The organism is Croceibacter atlanticus HTCC2559 (assembly GCF_000196315.1).
Classification (GTDB): Bacteria; Bacteroidota; Bacteroidia; order Flavobacteriales; family Flavobacteriaceae; genus Croceibacter; species Croceibacter atlanticus.
Genome location: NC_014230.1, coordinates 516,746 through 539,466, shown reverse-complemented (window position 1 = coordinate 539,466; position 22,721 = coordinate 516,746). Strand labels below are relative to the sequence as shown.

Genomic DNA, 22,721 nt, shown 5'->3' with positions numbered 1-22,721 from the left:
GCCAAATTGGTTAAATTTGCATCCCTTTTTGAATACACGATATGTTAGATAAGATTAAAGCCTATATTAAAGAAGTTGAAGCTTTTGAAGCTAAAACTGAAGCAGAAATTGAAGAATTTAGAATTAAATACCTTGGTAAGAAAGGTCTTTTAAATCAATATTTCTCCGAGTTCAAAAATGTGGCTAACGAAGAAAAGAAAGAATTTGGCCAAGCTATTAATCAATGGAAAAATGCTGCTCAAGATAGAGTAAACGCTTTAAAAGATGCAGTAGAGTCTACTGTAGATGATAATGGGAAATACGGTGATTTATCCAGACCTGGTGAGCCGATAGAGATTGGTGCACGTCATCCTATTTCTTTAGTTAAGAATAGAATTATCGAAGTGTTTTCAAACATTGGCTTTAATGTTTCTGATGGTCCAGAAATAGAAGACGATTGGCACAATTTTACTGCATTAAATTTTACAGAACATCATCCTGCCAGAGATATGCAGGATACTTTCTTTGTAGAAAAAGATCCAGACGTTGTTTTACGTACACACACATCTGGTGTGCAAGTACGTTACATGGAAAATAACAAACCGCCTATTCGAACAATATCACCTGGTAGAGTTTATAGAAACGAAGCTATATCTGCACGCTCACATTGTTTCTTTCATCAAGTAGAAGGGTTGTATGTAGATAAAGGCGTATCCTTTGCAGATTTAAAGCAAACATTACAGTATTTCACTACAGAAATGTTTGGGAAGTCTAAAATAAGACTTCGTCCTAGTTACTTCCCATTTACAGAACCAAGTGCAGAAGTAGATGTATATTGGGGATTAGAAACAGAGACAGACTACCGAATGACTAAAGGTACAGGTTGGTTAGAAATTATGGGTTGTGGTATGGTAGATCCAAACGTTTTAAAAAATAGCGGAATAGACCCAGAAGAGTATTCTGGTTTCGCTTTTGGTATGGGTATAGATAGAATAGCATTGTTGCTACATCAAATTCCAGATATTAGAATGCTAAGTGAAAATGATGTACGCTTCTTAGAACAGTTTAAAAGCGTCTTATAATGAAAAATTTAGTGATCACCCTTTTGGTAATTGCCGCCATAGTAATAGGAATTCTTACATTTATTTCAGGTCTTATAGATCTTATATTAGGTATTGTGGGAATAGCTATAATGACTATACTTGTATTTATTTTGTGGGGTGCTTGGAAAATAAAATCAGAAGATTAAGGATTAGGAGTAATGAAGAAAGACATAACGATACCAGAATCTAAAGATATCTACATTGCAGCTGTTCTAGAAGAACACCCAGAATACCACACAAAAGATTGGAATGCCTATATCATTAACGATGGTAAAGAACCTATTGAAATGGCATTAATTGTTTCAAAAGGATTTAATGATACTAAGATTACAGCAGAGTTTCGCCATCAAGTAAAATTGTTGCCTGCAAAAAGTTATGCTAAGATTGAGTTTTTAGAAACCAAGGTATTAGCTCTCAACAACCAATTTTCAGTAACTTACTTTAAGGATAATAAGATGTTTGAGAAAACATTTCTTTTCAAGGCAAATACTATAAAAGAAAAATATCTTGATAAGCTTCCTGTTATGAAGCTTGAAGGTATTTTAGGAAACTAGTTAAAACGAAAAAGGGAAGCCAAAAGCCTCCCAATTTCTTCCCCAAATTACTACTCTTAATATATTATTGTATAATAACCTTCTGCGTATATGTAGCGTTATCTGTGTTTATCTGTAACACGTAAATTCCAGTCTCTAATTTAGCTGTGTTTAAAGTAGCTGTGTTTACAAGATCAATATTTTTACTAATTACCTTACGACCGTTTACATCATAAACTTCAACATTGGCTAAGCCACTATTTTTATTTGAGTTAATGTGTATCTGGTGAGATGCAGGATTAGGATACACTGTAAATAGAGTTTTGTTTAAATCTTGCGATGCTAATACGGCTTCGCAATCTGTACCTAATGGATCACTAATAGTAAAATCTGGTACTTGGTCCATTCTACTTATAGCAGTTCCTTGAAATGCAAGTGCACCAACACCTCTTCTAGCAAAAACTGAACGTATTAAACATTCATTAGCACCATCATACAAAGCCTCATCTGCCATAAGTATTGCATCTCGACCATCAACAAATCCTACATTACCACAAGTTTGTAGTTTTAAGCCGTCCATTACTAATTGTAATGCCATATTGTTTCCGCCAGTACCATAATACATATCTGCATCAAACCCATACTCGTCAATAAATGCCCAATACATATCCCAAATAATGGTAGACCATATAAAACCTATACCGTGTGGTACCGTAATTTCTGCATTTCCTAAATCTTCATATGTGTAATCATTTACTGAAAAATCTGTAGAATAACGTGCTGGTCTTATACCAGATCCTAAAACATCTTGACCTAGTACATATGTTCCTATTCCTCTTGGTTGTTCTGCTGTATCTGTTAATTTTTGTGTCATTACCAACGCAAAGAAATCGCTCCAGCCTTCACCCATTTGCTCTTCGAATGCCAAGCTTAAAAGACAGTTGGAGTTATTTCTTCCACCTACTAATCGGGTAGATATACCGTGCCCATATTCATGTGCAATAATACCTTGATCTAAATCGCCATCCTTCATTACTAAGTCTGCTAAAGGACCATTGTCAATTATACGACCCGTAATAGATTCTCCATTGTTAAGAGCATTTATCATAGGATCACCATCTTCAAAAGAGATAGATATAGTAGGAATTGTAATTGGCTCTGTAGCTTCTCCACCGCCATTTGCAGGACCTTCACCTTCTACATTATTAACTATAATTACGCCTATTGCTCCAGCATCTTCAGCATTATAAATTTTAGTAGTAAATGTGCAGACACCTCTTCTAATTACTGCAATGTTTCCATTTAGCGCAGCAGCATTAACAATACTAGTACAACCATCATCTGTATCTGGACTAGCTCCAGCAGTACCTCCATTAGCACCAGTGTAGGCAGCACCATCATCTTCAATAACTACTAAACTTCCGCTAACTTCAGGATCTTCTGCACGAGGAATATCTACAAAAGGAAATCTTGTAGATGCGTATAAACCATCAAAATCTCCAGAAAAGTATACATTAAGAAACTCTCCAAAAGGTGATGCGCCCCATAAAAACATTTGCATTCTTGGATTACCACCATCTGCAGGTGTAGCAAAATTAGCATTGTTTAAGCCGCTACCATCTTGTGCTTCTGCAGCTACACCATCACCATTGTGCGCTGTAACTAATGGAATGTCAAACCCTGTAAAACGGTCATAATCTTCTTCTTGAAAGTTTCCGTTGTCTTCATCAAAACCATATGCGTAAAACACATCGTGTACATAATTATTCCAAACAAATAGGTTAACAATTGTAGCGTCTTGATACACATCTGGTTCTTGAGTAAGATCTAAAGGAAAATCGAATAATAAGGTTGCACCACCATCCACTAAAGAACCGGCAGAAGAAGCAGAGTTTGAGTTGTCAGAATCTTCATAGGCAGCAACATTATTACCGTTAGTATTGGTTTGTAGTACACCGTCTAAATCGTGCCACCCACTTGGAGATGGTATGGGCCTATCAACAGGTTGTGTAGCAATTAAAGATGGATTTATTAATAACTCTCTATCACCATGGATTGGTGTCTCTACCCTTAACGGAAAAGCATTATAAATAGCACCATCACTTTGAATATTAGTATAAGAATTACTATGTGTTGTACTTTTTTTAGATAGTACAGATGGAGCATTAGTGTTTAAAACGTGTTTGTGAGTTGTGTGAGTATTTAGAGCTGGATTTGCATCTGTTACAACAGGCGCATTAAAGTTACACGATATATTAAGGTCGTATTTTGAAACTAATTCACCAGTAGTAACATTAATTTTAGACAACCACCAATGCGGCGTAGGCTCCTTGACGATAATCTCATAAGTTAACACGTAATTCCCATTGGCTGCTTTCTCATAAAATAATGGTGCAGTTAGGGTTTCTTGAGATAATTGCAGAGCATTGATGTCTTCTTTTGTAGCAAAATCTAAGAGCTGTACATGATTTAGATCTGTAAGTCCCAAAGCACTAAGTGCGGCAGTTCCAGCTTGATTTGGTGTTAAGCTAGGTGCTGTTGCGGCACCGGTTAATTTGGTTTCTAAATTATTTATAAACGTATGCTTAAAACTAATGACCTTATTATCTTTTAAAACAACAGTTGCATTGGCATTAGAAACTTTTATACCGTTAAAGGTTTGTTGTAGGTATGCAACATTGTAATTTTTGTTAGATAGATTGCCAATACTATTTGTGTGAAAAGTAATAGCGCCAGACAATTTAAGGTCTTTCTTATGGGCAGAGATGTATGTTGATATAATTGAGTTAGTATCTTGCGCAATACCACTTAGAGTAAAAACAAAACATAAGAGACAAGTAAGTAATTGAGTAGAATAGTTTTTTTTCATAATTTCAGTTCAAAGTTTTATTTATAGTTCCAAAACTAAAGAACTTAAAGAAGTGAAAACTAAGATTGAAAAAAAATAATAAAACATTAACTCATTGTTGTATTTGGACGAGAATAGATACACTTTATAGGGATTAGTGTAAAATAAATCAGAATATCAACAAATATTATGTTAAAGAAATGCTATTTTTATTAAAATTGAATCAATAATTTATATTTGTGTTAGGAGTTATAAATAACTAAACTGCTGAAAATGTCTAAACTAACTAGAGAACAGGAAGAATTAATAGAAAGATTTGGGGTTATCCAAGAACAATCTGGCTTTGCACCAGCATCTGCTAGAGTAAATGCACTCTTAACGGTTTCCGACAAAACAAGTTTAACGTTTGATGAAATACGAGAGACCTTACAATTAAGTAAAAGTGCTACGAGTAATGCTATAAATAACTTATTGGTATTAGGACGTATTGGCTACAAAACACAATTAGGTGAGAGGAAGCGCTATTTTTACTCTAAGTTAGATCATTGGAGAACTATGTTTAGAAAAGACATTTTGGGGCTTAATGATCATGTAAGAGTTTTAGAAGATATATTAAAGGCAAGGACTAAGGATACCAAAAGTTATAATCACGAACTTCAAGACTTGGTGAAATTTATGGAGTATTTTATAACAGAAAGTATAAGCCTTATAGACTCTTGGGAGCCAAAGGAAAAATAGGTTAGTCTAATTTTTCGGCTAACTTATCAAATACCTTTTTAGGATTCTTGTTTTCATATAAAATGCTGTAAACAGCGTCTATTATAGGAGTTTTAGCTCTTTTCTTCTTTTTGTCTTGGTTTATAGTGTAAGCACTTTTTGCAGCGTAATAACCTTCAGCAACCATACTCATTTCCATTTGAGCACTTTTTACTGTGTAACCTTTACCAATCATATTACCAAACATTCTGTTTCTACTAAATACAGAATAACCTGTTACTAATAAATCTCCCAAATAAGCTGAGTCGTTAATATTTCGCTTCATTTTGTACACTTTTTTAATAAAGCGCTTCATTTCGCGAATAGCATTACTCATTAAGACACTCTGAAAATTATCTCCGTAGCCTAAACCGTGAGCTATTCCTGCTGCAATAGCATAAATATTTTTTAGCATGGCAGCATACTCTGTTCCAGTAACATCTTCAGATGTTTTTACATTTATGTAATCACACGTTAAATATTTAGCAAAGAATTTTGCGTTATCCTCATTAGCACAAGCTACTGTTAAATAGGATAAACGCTCTAAGGCAACCTCTTCTGCATGACAAGGTCCTGTAATTACACCTATATTATCAAAAGGGATTTCGTAGGTTTCATTTAAGTGTTCGCCTACAATTAGTCCAGTTTCTGGTACAATTCCTTTTATGGCACTAAATACCTTCTTGTCTTTTAAGGGTATTGTTAGCTCTTGTAATTCACTATATATAAAAGCACTTGGTACAGCAAAGATTAGGTTATCTGCCGCATTAATTACTTCATTAATATCATTACTTAACTTTAGCTGCTCAGTATTAAACTCCACAGAGCTTAAGTAATTGGGGTTATGTTGCATTTTCTTTAAATGCTCTATAGCATAAACGCTACGCATATACCAATGCACCTCATTTAAATTTTCACAAAGCATCTTTACAATGGCTGTTGCCCAGCTTCCGCCGCCAATTACGGCAAATTTTGGTTCGTCATTCATAGTCTAATCTTTTCATCACCAAAAATACAAAATATGATAGCGATATATATTGCTGCAATACAATGGTTTGTGTTTTTGGCACGTCCTTTGAAACCCAAATTATAGAATCCCAAAATTAAACGTTATGAAAACGATACTAAATTTTACCATGTTATTCTTTGTAGGGTTAGTGATGACGTCTTGTTATGTAGAGGTTGTAGATGATCAAGACTATGAAGTAAATAACCCAGAACCTACCTTAACTTTAAATCAGTATTTACAAACTTACGAGTTATGGTATTTAGATGTTGAGCAAACTGCAGGTGCAACTAGAGTACCTTTTTTAGAAATTGCTTTTACATTGTCATTTCAGCAAGGAGATTTGTATGCTAATAATAATTTAGTTGGCATTGGTTCTCGAGGCGGTGGTTTTGGCATACAAACAGGGTATTTTGATGCTTTTCAGGATGTTTTAGAAATTAGCCATGATAAAGATGGTTACCATAGGTTTCAAGTTATAGAAGGACAGGCAAATAAAATGATATTGAAAGATTTGTCATCAGGTACGCGATATGTATTTTACGGCTATCAACGTTCAACTTTTGATTATGATCTTGTGTTTTATAATAATATACATTATTTCCTACAAGAATATCAACTATGGGAAAAAACTGCAACTAGTGCAAATGGTTATGTAAATGCTTTTGATGAAGAAAACTTTATACAATTCTTACCATTTGGTCAAGGTGATAATTTTGAAAGCTCAATAGATGCACAAGGAACACATCCTAATGATGTCGTTTGGGATTATCAAGGTCACTACGAAGTTACAGATATCTCTAATAACGGTTACGTTAAAGGGCTTTATTTGGACTATGAGCCTATGGGAAATGAGTACTTTGAGATGACTATACCAGATGATAATACAATAATGTTATTTCATCCAGCTTCAGAAAGCACGTATACTTTTAGAGGTAGAGGATATATTGAATATAAACTTAAAAATAACACCTCAAAAAAACGTATTAGCAAAGCAGAATTTAAAGTGCTCACTAAAGATGGAGCATCTACATAAAAAAGTAATTATTAAAAGCCTCTTTTAAAGAGGCTTTTAAAGTTGCAATTGTAAGCAAAGTCTTGTTAATAGTTTACTGCTAAATAACTCTTAAAACATTGATAAGAATTTAAGTCGGATTTATAAAAAGACTCTTGTCTTTAGTGAGTGCTTTTTGTAAATTGGGTACTTATTAATAATTAACAAAAGAAAACACAATGGGATTATTTTCATTTATTAAAAATGCAGGAGCCAAAGTATTTGGTATAGGCAAAACAGACAAGGAAGAAGCTGCAGAAGCGGCTGCAGAAAACGCAGCTAAGATTAAAGAGGCTAATGAGAAGGCTGCAAGCTCTATGGAAGAAACAGTTAGTGACTTAGGCCTAGAGGCAGAAAACCTTAATGTAACTATTGAAGGTGATACGGCTACAATTACTGGTAAGGCTTTAGACCAAGCAACGCGAGAAAAAATTGTTCTTGTAGTAGGAAATACAGCAGGAATTGCTCAAGTAGACGATCAAATGGAAGTTGAAAATAAAGAGCCAGAAGCACAGTTTCATACTGTGGAAAAAGGTGACAGCTTAAGTAAGATTGCAAAAAAGTACTATGGTAATGCTATGAAATACCCAGTTATTTTTGAAGCTAATAAACCAATGCTTACAGATCCAGATAAAATTTATCCAGGACAAGTATTACGTATTCCTGCACAAGAAGATTAATTACATCTTTATAGAAAACAAAAAACCTGTCATAAGACAGGTTTTTTTATGTTGTAAATAGTAGGTTATCTATAAAAATTCATCTCATCTGCGTAAGACCACACGTGTTCTGGTAATAATGGGCGTATGTTTTTCTTATCTGCAATTGAAGATCTTATGAATGTTGAAGATATCTCCATAATAGGAGCTTTAACTTTAGTTATCTTAGGATGATCTTTAAATTGATGCTCTATAACACCTTCAGAAATTCTTGGGTAAACAAAAATACCATAGCGCTCTAAAATCACGTCATAGTTTTTCCACTTATGAAGGCTTTTTAAATTATCCTCACCCATAATTAAATTAAACATGTAATCTGGATACTTTTCTTCTAAAACAGCAAGTGTATTTACAGTATAATTTGGTTGTGGTAAATCAAACTCAACAGTACTTGGTTTAAGCTTAGGATAATGCTCTGTTGCAAGTCTCACCATTTCTAATCTATGATGATTATCTAGTAACGTACTTTTCTTCTTAAACGGATTGTGAGGTGTAACAACTAACCATATTTCATCCAATTCTGAAAACTCTGCCATATGGTTAGCAATAGCTAAATGCCCAATATGAATAGGGTTAAATGTCCCAAAATACAAGCCTATATTCTTGTTGGTTTTCACTAGTCTTCTGTTGTATTAGTATCTGCGCCAACAAAATCTGAAACAAGATTATATGCTTTTGTAAGTGCAACATCTAAATTATCATTAAGTATAATATGATCAAATTGTGGTGCAGTCTTTAGCTCTATTGAAGCTTTTGCAACTCTCATATTAATCTTGTCTTCTGTTTCTGTTTTGCGTTTTTTAAGTCTAATTTTAAGCTCCTCTATACTTGGAGGTTTTACAAAAACGGCAAGTGTTTTTTCTGGATAAATCTCTTTAATATCTAGGCCGCCAACAACATCAATATCAAATATTACATTTTTGCCTTCGTCCCAAATACGTTCTACCTCAGACTTTAGTGTGCCATAAAAGTTATCTCTATAAACTTCTTCCCATTCTAAAAACTCGTCTTCTTTAATTCGGCGTTTAAACTCTGAAAGATCTAGAAAGTAATAATGTACACCATCTTGTTCGCCAAAGCGCGGCTCTCTTGATGTTGCCGAAATGGAGAACTCAAGATTTAACGATTGGTGTTTTAATAAATGTCTTACTATAGTAGTTTTTCCACTTCCAGAAGGTGCCGAAAATACTATGAGTTTTCCTCCTTTGCTCATTACAAAACGTTTAGTAGTTGTTCTTTAATTTTTTCCAGCTCATCCTTCATCTGAACAACAAGTTGCTGCATTGGTGCATAATTAGATTTAGATCCTATCGTGTTTATTTCACGACCAATTTCTTGACTTATAAAACCAAGCTTTTTTCCGTTGGAGTCTGCGCTATTTATAGTTTCTGTAAAATAAGAAAGGTGGTTGTCTAACCTCGTTTTTTCCTCTGTAATGTCATATTTTTCAATATAGTAAACAAGTTCTTGCTCAAACCTGTTTTCATCTACGCTTTCTTTTAACTCTTCAATTCCTTTTCGAAGGCGTTCTTTAACTTGGTTTATACGATCTGGATCTATCTTAATAACCTCTTCAAGCAAATTCTTAATATTAGAAATTCGAAGATTAAAGTCGTCCTCTAAAGCTTTGCCTTCATCTGTTCTAAATCTATTTATTTCAACTAAGGCTTCTTTTAAAGTATTTAAGATAGAGTCGTATTCTGTCTCGTCAATTTCTTCGCGAACTGTCTTTAGGGCATCTGGCATTTTTATAGCCATCTTTAAGAGTTCTGTATCATCAGAAGCTACTACTTGCTTAAGTTGCTGCATATAAGACTTTACAACCTCGCTGTTAATAGCGCTAGTCGTATCATCTGATGTAGTTTCAATATACAAGCTAAAGTCTACCTTTCCGCGCATTAGTGAAGATGCAATAAGCTTACGCATATCTAACTCTTTTTCACGATATTGGTTAGGCATACGAGCATTTAGGTCTAAACTCTTGCTATTAAGAGATTTAATCTCTATCGATATTTTTTTGGTAGGCAATTGTAATGTGCTTTTGCCAAAGCCAGTCATGGATTGAATCATAAATGATTTTTAAGAAGTTGCAAAGTTACTAATTCTAAACCGATGAAGTTAACATTTAAGATGTTACTCTTCTTCGCTACTAGTAACTCCAGTTGGAGGTAAATCATATTCATCAACTACACTTTTAGGGCTACCACTTTTTGTGTAGTGTCTTTTTAAGTGAGATTCTGTTAGAGGTAAGATTAAAACTACTAAAAGCACTAAAACTATAACAGTTATTAATGCGCTATACTCTGGAATTAAGACATAACTAGCGCCACTTACAAGAAATGTAAACACCGCAAAGCGTATCATCCATATTGAAGAAAATGTATTTGCACTATCCCAAGTATCTTGATTAGTCATAGATCTAGGTGTACGATAACCGTATACTGAGTTAATTTTCTTTGGTGGAAATTTATAGAAAATTATACCTAGTACGAGCAATATAAATGCACAGCTCAATCCAGTAATAAGTTGATGGTTAATATCCATAAATAAGAATAATTACGCTTTAAAGTAACAAATTTAGTTGAAAAATCAATATAAAGATCATTATTGTATTGAGGTTTAGATACCGTTTGGTATCTTTGTTGTATGCGAAACGCAACAGCAACAAAACAAAAGATTTTAATAGAGAGCGCCAACCTGTTTAATACACAAGGTTACAAGGCCACCTCTATAAGTGATATTACTAAAGCAACTGGTCTTACAAAAGGTGCTATTTATAGGCATTTTGAAAGTAAGCAAGACTTAGAGCAACAGGCATTACGTAATTTATCTAGGCTGTTGTTTTCTAATTTAGGATCTAGCATAAAAGAAGCGAAAACTTTTAAAACAAAGTTTGATGCCATATTCGAATTTTTTGAGAATTATATGGAATCTCCTTATTATGAAGGTGGTTGTCCTCTTATGAATGTTGCTGTTGAGGTAGATGACTCTAACTCTGTATTAAGACAACAAGCATTTAATATGTTGGCGCAACTTAGAGCTTCTATTAAGGTACTTTTTCAAAACGGTATAAAAAACAAGCAGGTAAAACCAGATATAGATATAGAGTTTTATGCTACTATAGTTATATCTTCTTTAGAAGGAGGAATAATGATGAGTAAACTAGAACGAAATAAGAAAGCCATTACCCATTGCGTAAAACACCTTGAGATGGTTATACAATCTGTAAGTCTTTAAAACCGATCTTAAATACCAATTGGTATCAAAATAAATTGATGAAGAATTTCATATTAAAAATATTAGGATTTATAATTAATAGAACAGCGCCTGTGTTCCCAAGTTGGAATAGGGAGTTTAGTTTTAAGTTGTTGTGTAGAGTAAAACGTGTAGGAATTACAGAAAAAGGAGAAGCGTTTTTTAAAAAAAGTATAAAACACAATTTTGAGATTAACAATCAAAATGTTGTGCTACATAAATGGGGCACAGGCAAAAAGCGTTTGTTTTTTGTTCATGGTTGGATGAGCAATTCACAACGTTGGCAGCCTTACATAGATCAACTCGATTTAACTGAATATACAGCGTACGCCTTAGATGCCCAAGGACACGGATTGTCTGATGGTAATGCTCTTAACTTTGAAATTTACCGTAAAGCAATTGCGGCTTCAGAAAAACATATAGGCCATATTCATACTATGGTTTGTCACTCATTAGGTAGTATGGTTACTGCGTATGCTTTTTTAGTAAACACCAACTTAAATGTAAGTAGCTATGTAATCATGGGTGCGCCTTCTGGGATGGATGCCATCTTCGCATACTTTAAAGTGATGTTGGGCCTGTCAACAAAATCAATTCAAAATTTATTAATAAAAGTAAATGAGGTTTTAAAACTTCCTGCAGATAGAGTGACAATGGCGCAATTCTTTAAATTGATAGATAAGCCAATCTTGGTTATTCATGAAACTCAAGATAAGGTAACACCAATATTACCAATACAGGAAGGCGTAAAACAAAACCCAGATATTAAAACATTTTACACAGAAGGTTTAGGACACAATCTTGAAAGTGATATTGTGGTAAACGCTGTGTTAGAAAGAATTAAATTAATTAATAAACAACCACAAGAAACCTACTAATATGTTTACAAAAGAATTTGATATAAGATGGAGCGATTTAGATGCGAATCGTCATTTAGCAAACTCTGCATTTATAAATTTTATGAGTCACACCAGAATGGCTTACCTAATTGAAAATGGTTTTGGCCAAAAAGAAATGGCTAAATATAATATTGGCCCAGTCATATTTTACGAACACATCTTTTACTTTAGAGAAGTATTACAAGGCAAACCTATTAAAGTATCTTTTGAGGTTGGTGGCGTTAGTGAAGATGGTTCACTTTTTAAATTTGTCCATAATTTTTACGATTCAAATGGAAAAAACTTAGCGACTTGCGATATGTTAGGATGCTGGATGGATCTTAAAGAACGTAAGATGACTACATTCCCAAAAGAACTTAACCATGTTCTAGAAAATGCTCCAAAATCTGCAGATTTTAAGATATTAACCAAAGAAGATACTAGAGCATTTGGAAAGTTGCCAAAAGATTTAGATTAAGGAACTTTATGACCTTGACTTGCAATTAGGAGCTCAAACCAATCTTGTATGTCAAGGTTTATTTCTTGTGCTTTAACTGCTGCTTTAGCATGAGAAACCTTAGATGTTCCAATTACTGGATGTATACCAGAAGGATGCTTTAGTAGCCAAGCAATAAGAATTTGGTCTATAGTAGTTCTGTATTTAGCGCGTAGTGTTTTTAAGACATTTTGTACACGCATAGTTTGTTGTGTATGTTCCTTAAAAATACTTCCTAAAGGAGACCAGGCCATTGGCAGTATGTTCTTAGTAACCATATCATCTAAAACACCATTTAGCATTGGTTCATACTGGGTAATACTACATTCAATTTGATTACCAGAAACCTTAATATGTTTTTCTAGCATTGCAACCTGGCTTGGTGTAAAATTTGAAACCCCAAAAGATTTAATTTTACCTTCTGTAAGTAGCCTTTCGATAGCGCCTTTTATTTCTAAAGGATCCATAAGTGGACTTGGTCTATGAAGTAACAACAAATCTAAATAGTTGGTGTTTAGTTTTTGTAAAGACCGTTCTGTGTTCTCCAAAATGTAGGTAGCATCATATTGGTAATGTTTTACACGGTTATAAGGCCGCTCATCAGAAAGATATTGTATGCCTAGTTTAGAGATGAGTTGTACATCTTCACGGTTTACACCACTTTCCTTAAATGCTTTTCCAAATTCAGCTTCAGTAGTATAACCACCATAAATATCTGCGTGATCAAAAGTTGTTATGCCAAGGTCTAATACGTGTTCAATTTGTTCTGCCATTTGTTGGGTGCTCATTTTTGCTCCCCAAGCACCCCAATTCATTACTCCTTGAATAATTCTTGAAAACTGTAATTTTTCCTGCAACATAGTTCTAATCTTTTCGTATTTGTTAGTTACTGAAACTTATCTAATGCGAAAGTACATATATTGATAAGGCTTTGGTAACTTACACGTTTAAATAAAAGTTGGTTTTTAAAAGCGACTTTTTTAAGATATTTTTTAAAAATAGGAATTTGTTTAGCTTTAGTTAGCTTTTTAAATTTGTGAATTAAATAATTGAATCTATGGAACAAAACACGTCGATAGACATTGCGAGTTTAAATGAAAAAATAGAAAAAGAAAGTGCTTTTGTAGATGTGCTTTCATTAGAAATGAGAAAGGTAATTGTTGGCCAAAAGCATATGGTAGAGCGTTTGCTTATTGGTCTTTTAGGACAAGGTCATATCTTATTAGAAGGTGTGCCGGGTTTGGCAAAAACCTTAGCAATAAACACGTTGTCTAAAGCTGTTCACGGGACATTTAGCCGTATTCAATTTACACCAGACTTATTGCCTGCAGATGTTGTGGGAACTATGATCTACAATATGAAGCTTAATGACTTTAGCATTAAGAAAGGTCCTATTTTTGCCAATTTCGTATTGGCAGATGAGATAAACCGTGCTCCTGCCAAGGTACAATCTGCTTTATTAGAAGCTATGCAGGAAAAGCAAGTAACCATAGGAGATGAAACCTTTGTGTTAGATAAGCCTTTCTTAGTTATGGCAACACAAAACCCAGTAGAGCAAGAAGGAACTTACCCTTTGCCAGAAGCCCAAGTAGACCGTTTCATGTTAAAAACAGTGATAGATTATCCTAAGATGGATGAGGAGCAAATGGTAATGCGTGCTAACCTAAAAGGCAGTTTTGAAACTGTAAATCCAGTTGTATCTATAGATCAAATTTTGAGAGCCCAACAATCTGTTAAAGAAGTTTATATGGATGAGAAGATAGAGAAGTATATTCTAGACATCATCTTCGCAACACGTTATCCTGAACAATACAATCTTAATGATATTAAACCATTAATAAACTTTGGAGCTTCACCTCGTGGTAGTATAAACCTTGCAAACGCAGCAAAGTGCTATGCCTTTATTAAACGTAGAGGTTATGTTGTGCCAGAAGATGTGCGTGCAGTAGTACATGATGTACTTAGGCATCGTATTGGGTTAACCTATGAAGCTGAAGCAGAAAATGTTACCAGCGTAGATCTTATTAATAAAATTGTAAATGAGATTGAAGTGCCATAGTAGTTTCTGAGCTTTAGTAATTAGGAAGTAATGTTTTGAGTTACTAATCTCTTTTTGCTAAGCACTTAACTCTACTTTGAAAATTCAAAAATCAAATTGCATTTAAGACTCTTCGATTAAAGACAATGAACACCAAAGACCTCCTAAAAAAAGTACGTAAAATTGAAATTAAAACACGTCGCCTTAGCGATCACGTGTTTGGTGGCGAGTACCACAGTACTTTTAAAGGTCGTGGTATGACGTTTAGTGAAGTGCGCCAATATCAATTTGGAGATGATGTAAGGAGTATAGATTGGAATGTAACCGCAAGGTATAATGAGCCTTTTGTAAAGATTTTTGAAGAAGAACGTGAGTTAACCATGGTTTTAATGGTAGATATATCTGGTTCAGAATTCTTTGGTACAAACCAAGCGTTTAAAAAAGATATAATCATAGAAATTTCAGCAACCTTAGCATTTTCGGCAACACAGAATAATGATAAAATAGGATTGCTTTTATTTTCTGATGAAATCGAACTTTTTATACCTCCAAAAAAAGGACGTTTACATGTCTTGAGAATAATAAGAGAACTTATAGAGTTTAAGCCACAAAGTAAAAAGACAGACATTACAAAAGCTTTAAAATACTTGTCTAACATGCTTAAGAAAAAAGCTATCGTTTTTGTCTTATCAGATTTTATGACAGATGGTTATGAGCAAACAATGAAAATTGTAGGCAAAAAACATGATGTTACAGGTATTCGCGTGTATGATGAAAAAGAAGAAGCTATTCCTAATTTAGGAATGGTTCAAATGCAAGATGAAGAAACTGGAGAGTTGTTATTGGTAAATACAGGATCAAAGACTGTAAGAGTTAATTATGCCAAACATTATAATGAGCGTGTAAATTACTTTGAAAACACATTTAGAAGAAGTGGGTCTGGCGTAATACATACGCGTACAGATGAGAGTTATGTAAAGAAATTATTGGGTTATTTTAAAAGAAGAGCTTAAATGATGAATGAAAACTTAAAAATGGATATAAACAAAGTGTTTTCAACTTCGGTTAGAACGCTTACTGCTATTTTCGTTTCGCTTTTCGCCATTACCTATTCATTTTCTCAAGAAGTAAACGCTACTATAGATTCTACTTCAATAAAAATAGGAGAACAGATAACGTATAGCATTCAGGTAGAAACAGACTCAACCAATGTGGTTGTGTTTCCCGAAGGACAAACATTTGCTCCTATGGAAATGGTGGAAAGTTTGTTGGCAGATACAACACGATTAGAAAAACGTTTTAGACTCTTAAAGGAATACCGCTTAACACAATTTGATTCTGGTAGTTATACCATCCCGCAACAAAGAGTTATGATTAATGATAGGGTCATACTAACAGACTCTATGCGAGTTGAAGTTGCAGATGTAGCTGTAGATACAACTAAACAGAAAATGTATCCTATAAAACCATCTGTGGAGGTGCCTAGTCGTTTTCAAATACCAACTTGGATATGGTGGTTGCTTCTTATAGCTATGGTTGTAGCTAGCTTGTTATTTTTAATCTTTAGAAGACAGAAGAAAAAAGCAGAAGCAGAAGTAAAAATTCCTCCATTTGAAAAAGCAATGCTTGAGTTACAAGCTTTGGATAAGTCTGATTTGCTTAAAAACCAAGACTACAAAAACTACTATTCTCGATTAACAGATTCTGCACGTCGCTTTATAGATGAAAAAGTAGACGATCATGCAATGGAGCGAACAACAGAAGAGTTAATCGCTTTAATGGAAGCAAAAAAACAACAAGGAAAGTTAGATCTGTCTCAAGAAACAATTAAGGATTTCAAACAAATTTTAATGCGTGCAGATTTAGCGAAATTTGCAAAAATGAATCCAGATGAAGGCGTTGTAAAAGCAGACAGATTAAGAGTTGAAGTTATTATTAAAGATACAAAAGCTGCAATTCCAGAACCTACACTAGAAGAGTTAGAGAATACTATAGAGTTTCAAGAAGCTAAAGCTAAAAAGCGAAAACGTAAACAGATTATAATTTCTGTTATAGTTGGTCTCTTTGTATTAGTTGTATTCTTTGTTAGTTTAATTGTAATAAAAGGAACAGATTATATTAAAGATAGCTTTATTGGTCATCCTACTAAAGAACTTTTGCAAGGTGATTGGGTAAGAAGTGATTATGGTTATCCATCTGTAGCAATTACAACACCAAAAGTATTGGTAAGAAAAGATGCAGCTTTGCCTAAAGAAGTAGAGCAAGTTGTTAAGGACAATCAATTATTTACTTATGGTAGCCTTATAAACGGGTTTTACGTATATGTTAACACAACATCGTTTAAGCAGGAACAAAAAGAGGTAGATAAAAGTGCAATTGTACAAGCTAATTTAGGAATGCTAGAGCAGCAAGGAGCTAATAATATGTTTGTAAAAGAAGATGAGTTTACTACAGCAAACGGTATTAAAGGACTAAAAGCTTATGGTACGTTTACATTTTCTAAAGAGCAAGGAAACTTTACGGGTCAAAAATCTGCGTTTCAATTACTGGTTTTTAATAATAACATTGGTATGCAACAAATAATGGTTGTAAATGGTGAGAATGATGAAGCTGGTGAAGAAATATCAAACCGTATTATTAATAGTATCGAACTTCAAAAAAGTGCTCAGTAATGTTAGATAATTTTGTTTTCGAAAATCCGCAGTGGTTCTGGTTGTTCTTAATAATGCCAGTACTAATTGCTTGGTACATTATTAAAAGAGGTAAACAAACTGCAGAGCTAAAAATATCTACTATAAAAGGTTTTAAAGTAAAGCAAAGCTGGTTGGTAAATATAAGACCGCTACTATTTGTGTTGCGCCTATTAGCATTAGCATTTTTAATAACTGCAATGGCAAGACCTCGTACGGTAGATGTTTCAACTAAAACTAAGACCACAAAAGGTATAGATATAGTTATGGCTATTGATGTTTCTGCGAGTATGTTAGCAAGAGACCTTAGGCCAAATAGACTGGAAGCTTTAAAAGATGTTGCTTCAGAGTTTATACAAGGACGTCCTAACGATCGTGTAGGTATTGTTCTATATGCTGGAGAAAGCTACACAAAAACACCTATTACGAGTGATAAAAGTATAGTGCTTGGTGCTTTAAATGATGTAAAGTTTAGTGAAGTTCTTGAGAATGGTACTGCTATAGGAATGGGATTAGCAACATCTGTTAACAGACTAAAAGACAGTAAAGCTTTAAGTAAGGTTATAATCTTACTTACCGATGGTGTAAACAACTCTGGTACAATAGACCCTAAGTTAGCTAGTGAGTTAGCTGTGGAGTACGGCATTAAAACCTACACTATTGGTATTGGTAGTAATGGTATGGCATTATCTCCTATTGGTATAAAGTCTAATGGCCAATTTCAATATGGCAATCAGAAAGTTGAAATAGATGAAGACCTTTTAAAACAAATCGCTACTGTAACTGGTGGTCAATATTTTAGAGCTACTAACAATCAGAAATTAGAAGCTATTTATGAAGAGATAAATAAGCTGGAAAAAACAGAAGTAGAAGAGTTTAAATTTTATAACTACAAAGAGCTTTTTAGATCTTTAGTATTAGCGGCATTAGGATTAATAGTTGTTGAGGTGTTATTAAGGTTTACAATTTTTAGAAGTTTTGTATAAATGGTCTTAGAGGAACACATATATTTTTGGCTGTTGGCAATTGTACCAGTATTACTACTGCTATTAATTGCTGCATTAATCTGGAAAAAACGCAAACAATCTCAGTTTGCAGATAAAGACTTGCTTAAAAAGCTAAGCCCAAACCAATCTGTTTTTAAAACAATTTTAAAAATAGTTGTACTGTGCTTGGCCATTGCCTGTTTAACAATTGCATTAGTAAATCCTAAGATTGGCACGAAATTAGAAACAGTAAAACGAGAAGGTGTTGATGTTGTTTTCGCAATTGATGTGTCAAAGAGTATGCTAGCAGAAGACGTTGCTCCTAACCGTTTAGAGAAGTCTCAACAGTTGGTCACTCAAATTATAAATAGTTTGGCTAGTGATCGTGTAGGTATTATTGCATATGCAGGAAGTGCTTTTCCGCAATTGCCTATTACCACAGATTACGCAAGTGCTAAGATGTTCTTGCAAAATATGAATACAGATATGTTGAGTAGTCAAGGTACAGCTATAAATGAGGCAATTCAACTAGCTAAAACCTACTATAATGATGATGAGCAAACTAACCGTGTGCTATTTATTATTAGTGATGGAGAAGACCATGAAGGCGATTCTGTAAACATTGCAGAAGAAGCAAGTGAAGAAGGAATAAGAATCTTTACCATTGGTGTAGGAACAACAAAAGGAGGCAGAATACCAATTAAACGCAATGGTGTTGTGCTTAATTATAAGAAAGATCAAAATGATCAGACTGTAATTACAAGGCTACAGGAAGAAACATTAAAAGATATTGCTAAAGAGGCTAATGGTGAGTATATATATAATAACATCACTAAGGAAACCGTAGAGAAAGTAACAGAAATCCTTCAAAATATGGATAAGAAAGAGTTTGAAGCTAAGCAGTTTGCAGATTTTAAAGACCAGTTTCAGTGGTTTTTAGGCTTCGGAATTTTCTTTTTAGTTTTAGAAGTATTTTTACTGGAACGAAGAACAAGTTGGCTTAAAAAATTGAATTTGTTCAACGAAAAACAAATAGATTAAATACATGAAGCATATCATTACATATGTAATTCTTTTAGCAGCTACGTTAACTGGATACTCCCAAAATGCCAAGAAGGAAATTGAAACAGATTTTAATACCTACTTAACTGCTATAATCAATAAAGAATTTGAAACAGCTATAGAGTATACAGCAGAAGGTATTTTTGAGCTAATCCCAAGAGAACAATTACTGGTTGCAATGCAAAGCGCTTTTAACTCAGAGTCTATGAATTTAAGGTTTGATAATACTAATATTAAGGACATTAATGAACCAGAACTCATAAACGAGAAGTATTATGCTACACTTAGCTACTCAAATGATATGTATATTGGTTTTGTAGACAACTCTGTGGAAGATTCAGAAGATGAAGAACTGCAAGAAAAAAAGGAGTTACAACAAAGTATGATGTTAGTATCATTTTATAAAAACTTTGGTGAAGAGAATGTGACGTATTTAGAAGATAAAGACCAATATAAAATAAGCGTTCAAAAACGTGTAATAGCAGAATCTCCAAATGGTATAACTAATTGGAAGTTTATAGTAGTAGAGAAGAATATGAAACCAATTTTAGAAATGTTTCTGCCTTCAGAAATTATTGAAAAATTATAATAAAAAACAAAATTAAACGAATGCTGTTTAAGGCATTCAAACCTATATAAATTAACAACAATGAAAACTAAACACAACGTATCTCTTATACTAAGTTTGCTATGTGCTTTGGTGTTCACTATTACCACGCAGGCACAACAAAAAACTAAAGAGCAACTAAAGCAAGAGCAAGAAGCTCAAGATTTATTAAATGAAGCTCAAGACTATCTTGCAGAAGATAATTTTCCGCTTGCAGAGGCTTCATATAGAAAAGCTATTGCTAAAAATCCTAATAATCATGAAGCAAAATATAATTTAGGAAACTTATATTACACCAAGGATAAGGTAAGTGAAGCAGGTGAAAAGTATGTTACAGCAGAAACAGCTTCAGAAGAAAAAGAATTAAAACATAAAAGTGCCCATAATTTAGGGAACACATTTATGCGCGATAAAAAATACGCTAAAGCTGTTGAAGCTTATAAGCAAGCTTTAAGAAACAATCCAAATGATGATGAAACGCGTTACAATCTTGCTTTGGCCAAAAGCTTATTAGAAAAAGAGCAGAAAGATGGTGGTGGCGGTAATGATGATAAGAAGAACGAAGAGCAAAATAAAGACAAGGATAAGCAAGACGATCAAGAGAAGAAAGAAGGAGATCAAGGCGAAAAAGACAAAGACGATAAAGGTGAAGAAAGTGAAGATGGTAATGAAGGAGATGATAAAGAAAACAAGGAAGACCAAGGCAATAAAGACGAAAGTGAAGAAGGAAAGCCTAAGGACGATAAACAAGGTGATGGTAAAAATAACGACGGTAAGGAAAAGAAAGAACAACAACAGCCTCAACAAGGCAAAGGGCAGCTTAGCCCTCAACAAATACAGAACCTGTTAGAAACTATGGCCAACCAAGAAGCAAAGGTTCAGGAGAAATTAAATGCTAAGAAAGCGAAAGCTGCAAAAGTAAAAACAGAAAAAGATTGGTAATGCAATTAAAACATGTCTTATTAATTTGCTTGGTTTTAATAGGGGCAAACACCTTTGCTCAAATTTCTTTTGAAGCCAGTGTGAGTAAAACTAAACTAGGTGTTAATGAACGCTTAAGTGTAGAGTTTACCATGAACAAAGATGGAGATAACTTTAATCCTCCAGAGTTTACAGGGTTTAGAAAAGTTGGAGGTCCGTACCAATCTGTTAGCCAAAGCTGGATAAATGGTAAGAGTACTTATAAGAAAAGTTATAAGTATTTTTTAGAGCCAACAGCTACTGGTAACTTTACTATACAACAAGCTGTAATAGATATAGAAGGAACTACTTATAAGACAACACCCATAAAAATAACGGTTACAAATGCTGTAGAAAATCCTACAGATGGTAATAATGCCAGCGTTGTGGCAGATGATAATATACATTTAGTTGCAGAGGTTTCTAAAACCAACCCATATTTAAATGAAGGCGTTACAGTTACCTATAAGTTATATGTAAGCCCATCTACTTCTGTAAGTAATTGGCGTGAAATAGCGAGTCCTAAATATGCAGATTTTTGGAGCCAGAGTATAGATATAAAACAACTTAAAGTACAAAATGGCACATATCAAGGAGAACAATATCGCTATGTAACACTAAGGAAAACAGTATTGTATCCTCAAAAATCTGGAAAGTTAGAAATTGAGCCACTATCATTATCTATAGATGTAGATGTGCCTTCAAACAGACGAGATATTTTTGGAGGACGTTTGTTTGAAACAGTAAAGAAAAACGTGAGTGCAGGTAAACGAATTATAGATGTTAAGCCACTTCCTACAGAAGGAAAACCTTCAAACTTTACAAATGCTGTAGGTAAATTTAATTTTGAAGTTACCACAAACAAAACAGAGCTAGAGGCTACAGAAAGCTTAGATGCTGTAGTTAAAATTTCAGGTAACGGAAATCTTTCAATGTTTAATTTCCCAGAACTTGTTGTGCCTAGCTCATTAGAAGTTTTTGAGCCTCAACGTAAAGAGAGAGTTTCAACTACTGTTAACGGCATGAGAGGTAGTGTTGAAGAAACATATACTATAATTCCAAACTATAAAGGTAAGTACCCTATTTCTCCAATTAGCTTTTCATATTTCGACCTAGAAACTGAAACTTATAAAACAATAACGTCAAAAGAAATTGTGATCGATGTACTTTCGGGTCCAGAAAATACTGGAAATGCAACGGCAACAGGTGTAACTTCGGGCAACAACAAACAAGCAGTTGTTACTACAGGTACTCCGTTTAGGTTTATTAAACAAAACGCCAATTTAAAACCAATTGGTGATCAGGCCTTTTTTAAGAGTATTGGCTTCTGGATATTATTGTTAGGACCATTGGCACTTATACCACTAGCTATAATATTTGGTAAGAAACGAGAGGAGCGAGCAAATGATGTTAGAGGAAACCGAATTAGAAAAGCAGATAAATTAGCTAGAAAGTATTTAAGTGATGCTAAGAAAAAACTAGGAGACCAAAAACCGTTTTATGAAAGTTTAGAGCGCGCTTTACACAATTATTTAAAAGCAAAATTAAATATTCAAACTAGTGAGATGAGTAAGGATAGGATACAACGTTTATTAAAAGAACGTGGCGCAGATGAAGCACCTAGTATTGAATATATCTCATTATTGGAAAATTGTGAATTTGCAAGATATACTCCAAGTAGCAATACCGCAATGCAACAGGATTATGATAAGGCAAGCAGAGTTATTTCTCAAATAGATAAACAAATGTAA

Annotated in this window: 24 protein-coding genes; 17 read left to right on the top strand and 7 right to left on the bottom strand. The window is 33.9% G+C overall.

Annotated elements, in window-relative coordinates:
• Positions 1-41: 41 nt before the first annotated feature.
• The 3 genes from pheS to CA2559_RS02255 are packed head-to-tail and all read left to right on the top strand — an operon-like array spanning position 42 to position 1,636.
• Positions 42-1,061 (top strand): phenylalanine--tRNA ligase subunit alpha, encoded by a 1,020-nt coding sequence (gene pheS / locus CA2559_RS02260; RefSeq protein ID WP_013186216.1) that lies wholly within the window; start codon positions 42-44, stop codon positions 1,059-1,061.
• Positions 1,061-1,228: a hypothetical protein gene (locus CA2559_RS13795; RefSeq protein ID WP_013186215.1), complete on the top strand. Its 168-nt coding sequence runs from the start codon at positions 1,061-1,063 to the stop codon at positions 1,226-1,228. Before pheS ends, CA2559_RS13795 begins: the two co-directional genes overlap by 1 nt.
• A gap of 12 nt (positions 1,229-1,240) precedes the next feature.
• Positions 1,241-1,636, top strand: coding sequence for a hypothetical protein (locus CA2559_RS02255; RefSeq protein WP_013186214.1), 396 nt, complete (start codon positions 1,241-1,243; stop codon positions 1,634-1,636).
• A 64-nt stretch (positions 1,637-1,700) separates the two neighbouring features.
• On the opposite strand, the gene CA2559_RS02250 is transcribed toward CA2559_RS02255, so the two are convergent.
• Positions 1,701-4,484, bottom strand: a complete 2,784-nt coding sequence (locus tag CA2559_RS02250) for a T9SS-dependent M36 family metallopeptidase (protein WP_013186213.1) — start codon at positions 4,482-4,484, stop codon at positions 1,701-1,703.
• A gap of 252 nt (positions 4,485-4,736) precedes the next feature.
• Between CA2559_RS02250 and CA2559_RS02245 the strand changes: the two genes are divergently transcribed.
• Positions 4,737-5,201 carry a GbsR/MarR family transcriptional regulator gene (locus CA2559_RS02245; RefSeq protein ID WP_013186212.1) on the top strand — a complete coding sequence of 155 codons (465 nt, stop codon included), beginning with the start codon at positions 4,737-4,739 and terminating at the stop codon, positions 5,199-5,201.
• A 1-nt stretch (position 5,202) separates the two neighbouring features.
• Here the strand turns inward: CA2559_RS02245 and CA2559_RS02240 are convergent, their stop codons facing one another.
• Positions 5,203-6,207, bottom strand: a complete 1,005-nt coding sequence (locus CA2559_RS02240) for an NAD(P)H-dependent glycerol-3-phosphate dehydrogenase (protein ID WP_013186211.1) — start codon at positions 6,205-6,207, stop codon at positions 5,203-5,205.
• Positions 6,208-6,331: 124 nt separating this feature from the next.
• Between CA2559_RS02240 and CA2559_RS02235 the strand changes: the two genes are divergently transcribed.
• Positions 6,332-7,261, top strand: coding sequence for a hypothetical protein (locus CA2559_RS02235; protein ID WP_083798853.1), 930 nt, complete (start codon positions 6,332-6,334; stop codon positions 7,259-7,261).
• 197 nt (positions 7,262-7,458) lie between these two features.
• Positions 7,459-7,959: a peptidoglycan-binding protein LysM gene (lysM, locus tag CA2559_RS02230; RefSeq protein WP_013186209.1), complete on the top strand. Its 501-nt coding sequence runs from the start codon at positions 7,459-7,461 to the stop codon at positions 7,957-7,959.
• Positions 7,960-8,024: 65 nt separating this feature from the next.
• Here lysM and nadD read toward each other — a convergent pair whose 3' ends face one another.
• The 4 genes from nadD to CA2559_RS02210 all read right to left on the bottom strand — a co-directional run bounded on the left by nadD (position 8,025) and on the right by CA2559_RS02210 (position 10,413).
• Positions 8,025-8,615 (bottom strand): nicotinate (nicotinamide) nucleotide adenylyltransferase, encoded by a 591-nt coding sequence (nadD, locus tag CA2559_RS02225; RefSeq protein WP_013186208.1) that lies wholly within the window; start codon positions 8,613-8,615, stop codon positions 8,025-8,027.
• A complete protein-coding gene (gene gmk / locus CA2559_RS02220; protein ID WP_013186207.1) occupies positions 8,615-9,211 on the bottom strand; it encodes a guanylate kinase in 597 nt (198 codons plus the stop codon). Before gmk ends, nadD begins: the two co-directional genes overlap by 1 nt.
• The gene (locus CA2559_RS02215; RefSeq protein WP_041240857.1) at positions 9,211-10,068 is read right to left on the bottom strand and encodes a YicC/YloC family endoribonuclease; all 858 of its coding nucleotides are present in this window, start codon (positions 10,066-10,068) and stop codon (positions 9,211-9,213) included. Before CA2559_RS02215 ends, gmk begins: the two co-directional genes overlap by 1 nt.
• Before the next feature lie 63 nt (positions 10,069-10,131).
• Positions 10,132-10,413 carry an SdpI family protein gene (locus CA2559_RS02210; RefSeq protein WP_158305527.1) on the bottom strand — a complete coding sequence of 94 codons (282 nt, stop codon included), beginning with the start codon at positions 10,411-10,413 and terminating at the stop codon, positions 10,132-10,134.
• Positions 10,414-10,644: 231 nt separating this feature from the next.
• Here CA2559_RS02210 and CA2559_RS02205 point away from each other — a divergent pair, with 231 nt between their 5' ends.
• The 3 genes from CA2559_RS02205 to CA2559_RS02195 are packed head-to-tail and all read left to right on the top strand — an operon-like array spanning position 10,645 to position 12,609.
• Complete coding sequence (locus CA2559_RS02205; protein ID WP_013186204.1) at positions 10,645-11,235, top strand: TetR/AcrR family transcriptional regulator; 591 nt, start codon at positions 10,645-10,647, stop codon at positions 11,233-11,235.
• Between the two features lie 38 nt (positions 11,236-11,273).
• Positions 11,274-12,131 (top strand): alpha/beta fold hydrolase, encoded by an 858-nt coding sequence (locus tag CA2559_RS02200; protein WP_013186203.1) that lies wholly within the window; start codon positions 11,274-11,276, stop codon positions 12,129-12,131.
• 1 nt (position 12,132) lies between these two features.
• Complete coding sequence (locus CA2559_RS02195; protein ID WP_013186202.1) at positions 12,133-12,609, top strand: acyl-CoA thioesterase; 477 nt, start codon at positions 12,133-12,135, stop codon at positions 12,607-12,609.
• Here CA2559_RS02195 and CA2559_RS02190 read toward each other — a convergent pair.
• On the bottom strand, positions 12,606-13,487 hold the full coding sequence (locus tag CA2559_RS02190) for an aldo/keto reductase (protein ID WP_013186201.1): 882 nt from the start codon (positions 13,485-13,487) through the stop codon (positions 12,606-12,608). The two genes, CA2559_RS02195 and CA2559_RS02190, sit on opposite strands and share 4 nt — an antisense overlap.
• A 197-nt stretch (positions 13,488-13,684) precedes the next feature.
• Between CA2559_RS02190 and CA2559_RS02185 the strand changes: the two genes are divergently transcribed.
• The 8 genes from CA2559_RS02185 to CA2559_RS02150 all read left to right on the top strand — a co-directional run bounded on the left by CA2559_RS02185 (position 13,685) and on the right by CA2559_RS02150 (position 22,721).
• Positions 13,685-14,686, top strand: a complete 1,002-nt coding sequence (locus tag CA2559_RS02185; RefSeq protein WP_013186200.1) for an AAA family ATPase — start codon at positions 13,685-13,687, stop codon at positions 14,684-14,686.
• A gap of 125 nt (positions 14,687-14,811) precedes the next feature.
• Positions 14,812-15,678: a DUF58 domain-containing protein gene (locus tag CA2559_RS02180; protein WP_013186199.1), complete on the top strand. Its 867-nt coding sequence runs from the start codon at positions 14,812-14,814 to the stop codon at positions 15,676-15,678.
• Complete coding sequence (locus CA2559_RS02175) at positions 15,679-17,337, top strand: DUF4381 domain-containing protein (RefSeq protein WP_013186198.1); 1,659 nt, start codon at positions 15,679-15,681, stop codon at positions 17,335-17,337.
• A complete protein-coding gene (locus CA2559_RS02170; RefSeq protein WP_013186197.1) occupies positions 17,337-18,341 on the top strand; it encodes a vWA domain-containing protein in 1,005 nt (334 codons plus the stop codon). The genes CA2559_RS02175 and CA2559_RS02170 overlap by 1 nt, the downstream gene beginning before the upstream one ends.
• Complete coding sequence (locus CA2559_RS02165; protein ID WP_013186196.1) at positions 18,342-19,382, top strand: VWA domain-containing protein; 1,041 nt, start codon at positions 18,342-18,344, stop codon at positions 19,380-19,382.
• 4 nt (positions 19,383-19,386) lie between these two features.
• Complete coding sequence (locus CA2559_RS02160) at positions 19,387-19,992, top strand: hypothetical protein (protein ID WP_013186195.1); 606 nt, start codon at positions 19,387-19,389, stop codon at positions 19,990-19,992.
• Positions 19,993-20,052: 60 nt separating this feature from the next.
• Positions 20,053-20,952, top strand: coding sequence for a tetratricopeptide repeat protein (locus tag CA2559_RS02155; RefSeq protein ID WP_013186194.1), 900 nt, complete (start codon positions 20,053-20,055; stop codon positions 20,950-20,952).
• Positions 20,952-22,721: a BatD family protein gene (locus tag CA2559_RS02150; protein ID WP_013186193.1), complete on the top strand. Its 1,770-nt coding sequence runs from the start codon at positions 20,952-20,954 to the stop codon at positions 22,719-22,721. Before CA2559_RS02155 ends, CA2559_RS02150 begins: the two co-directional genes overlap by 1 nt.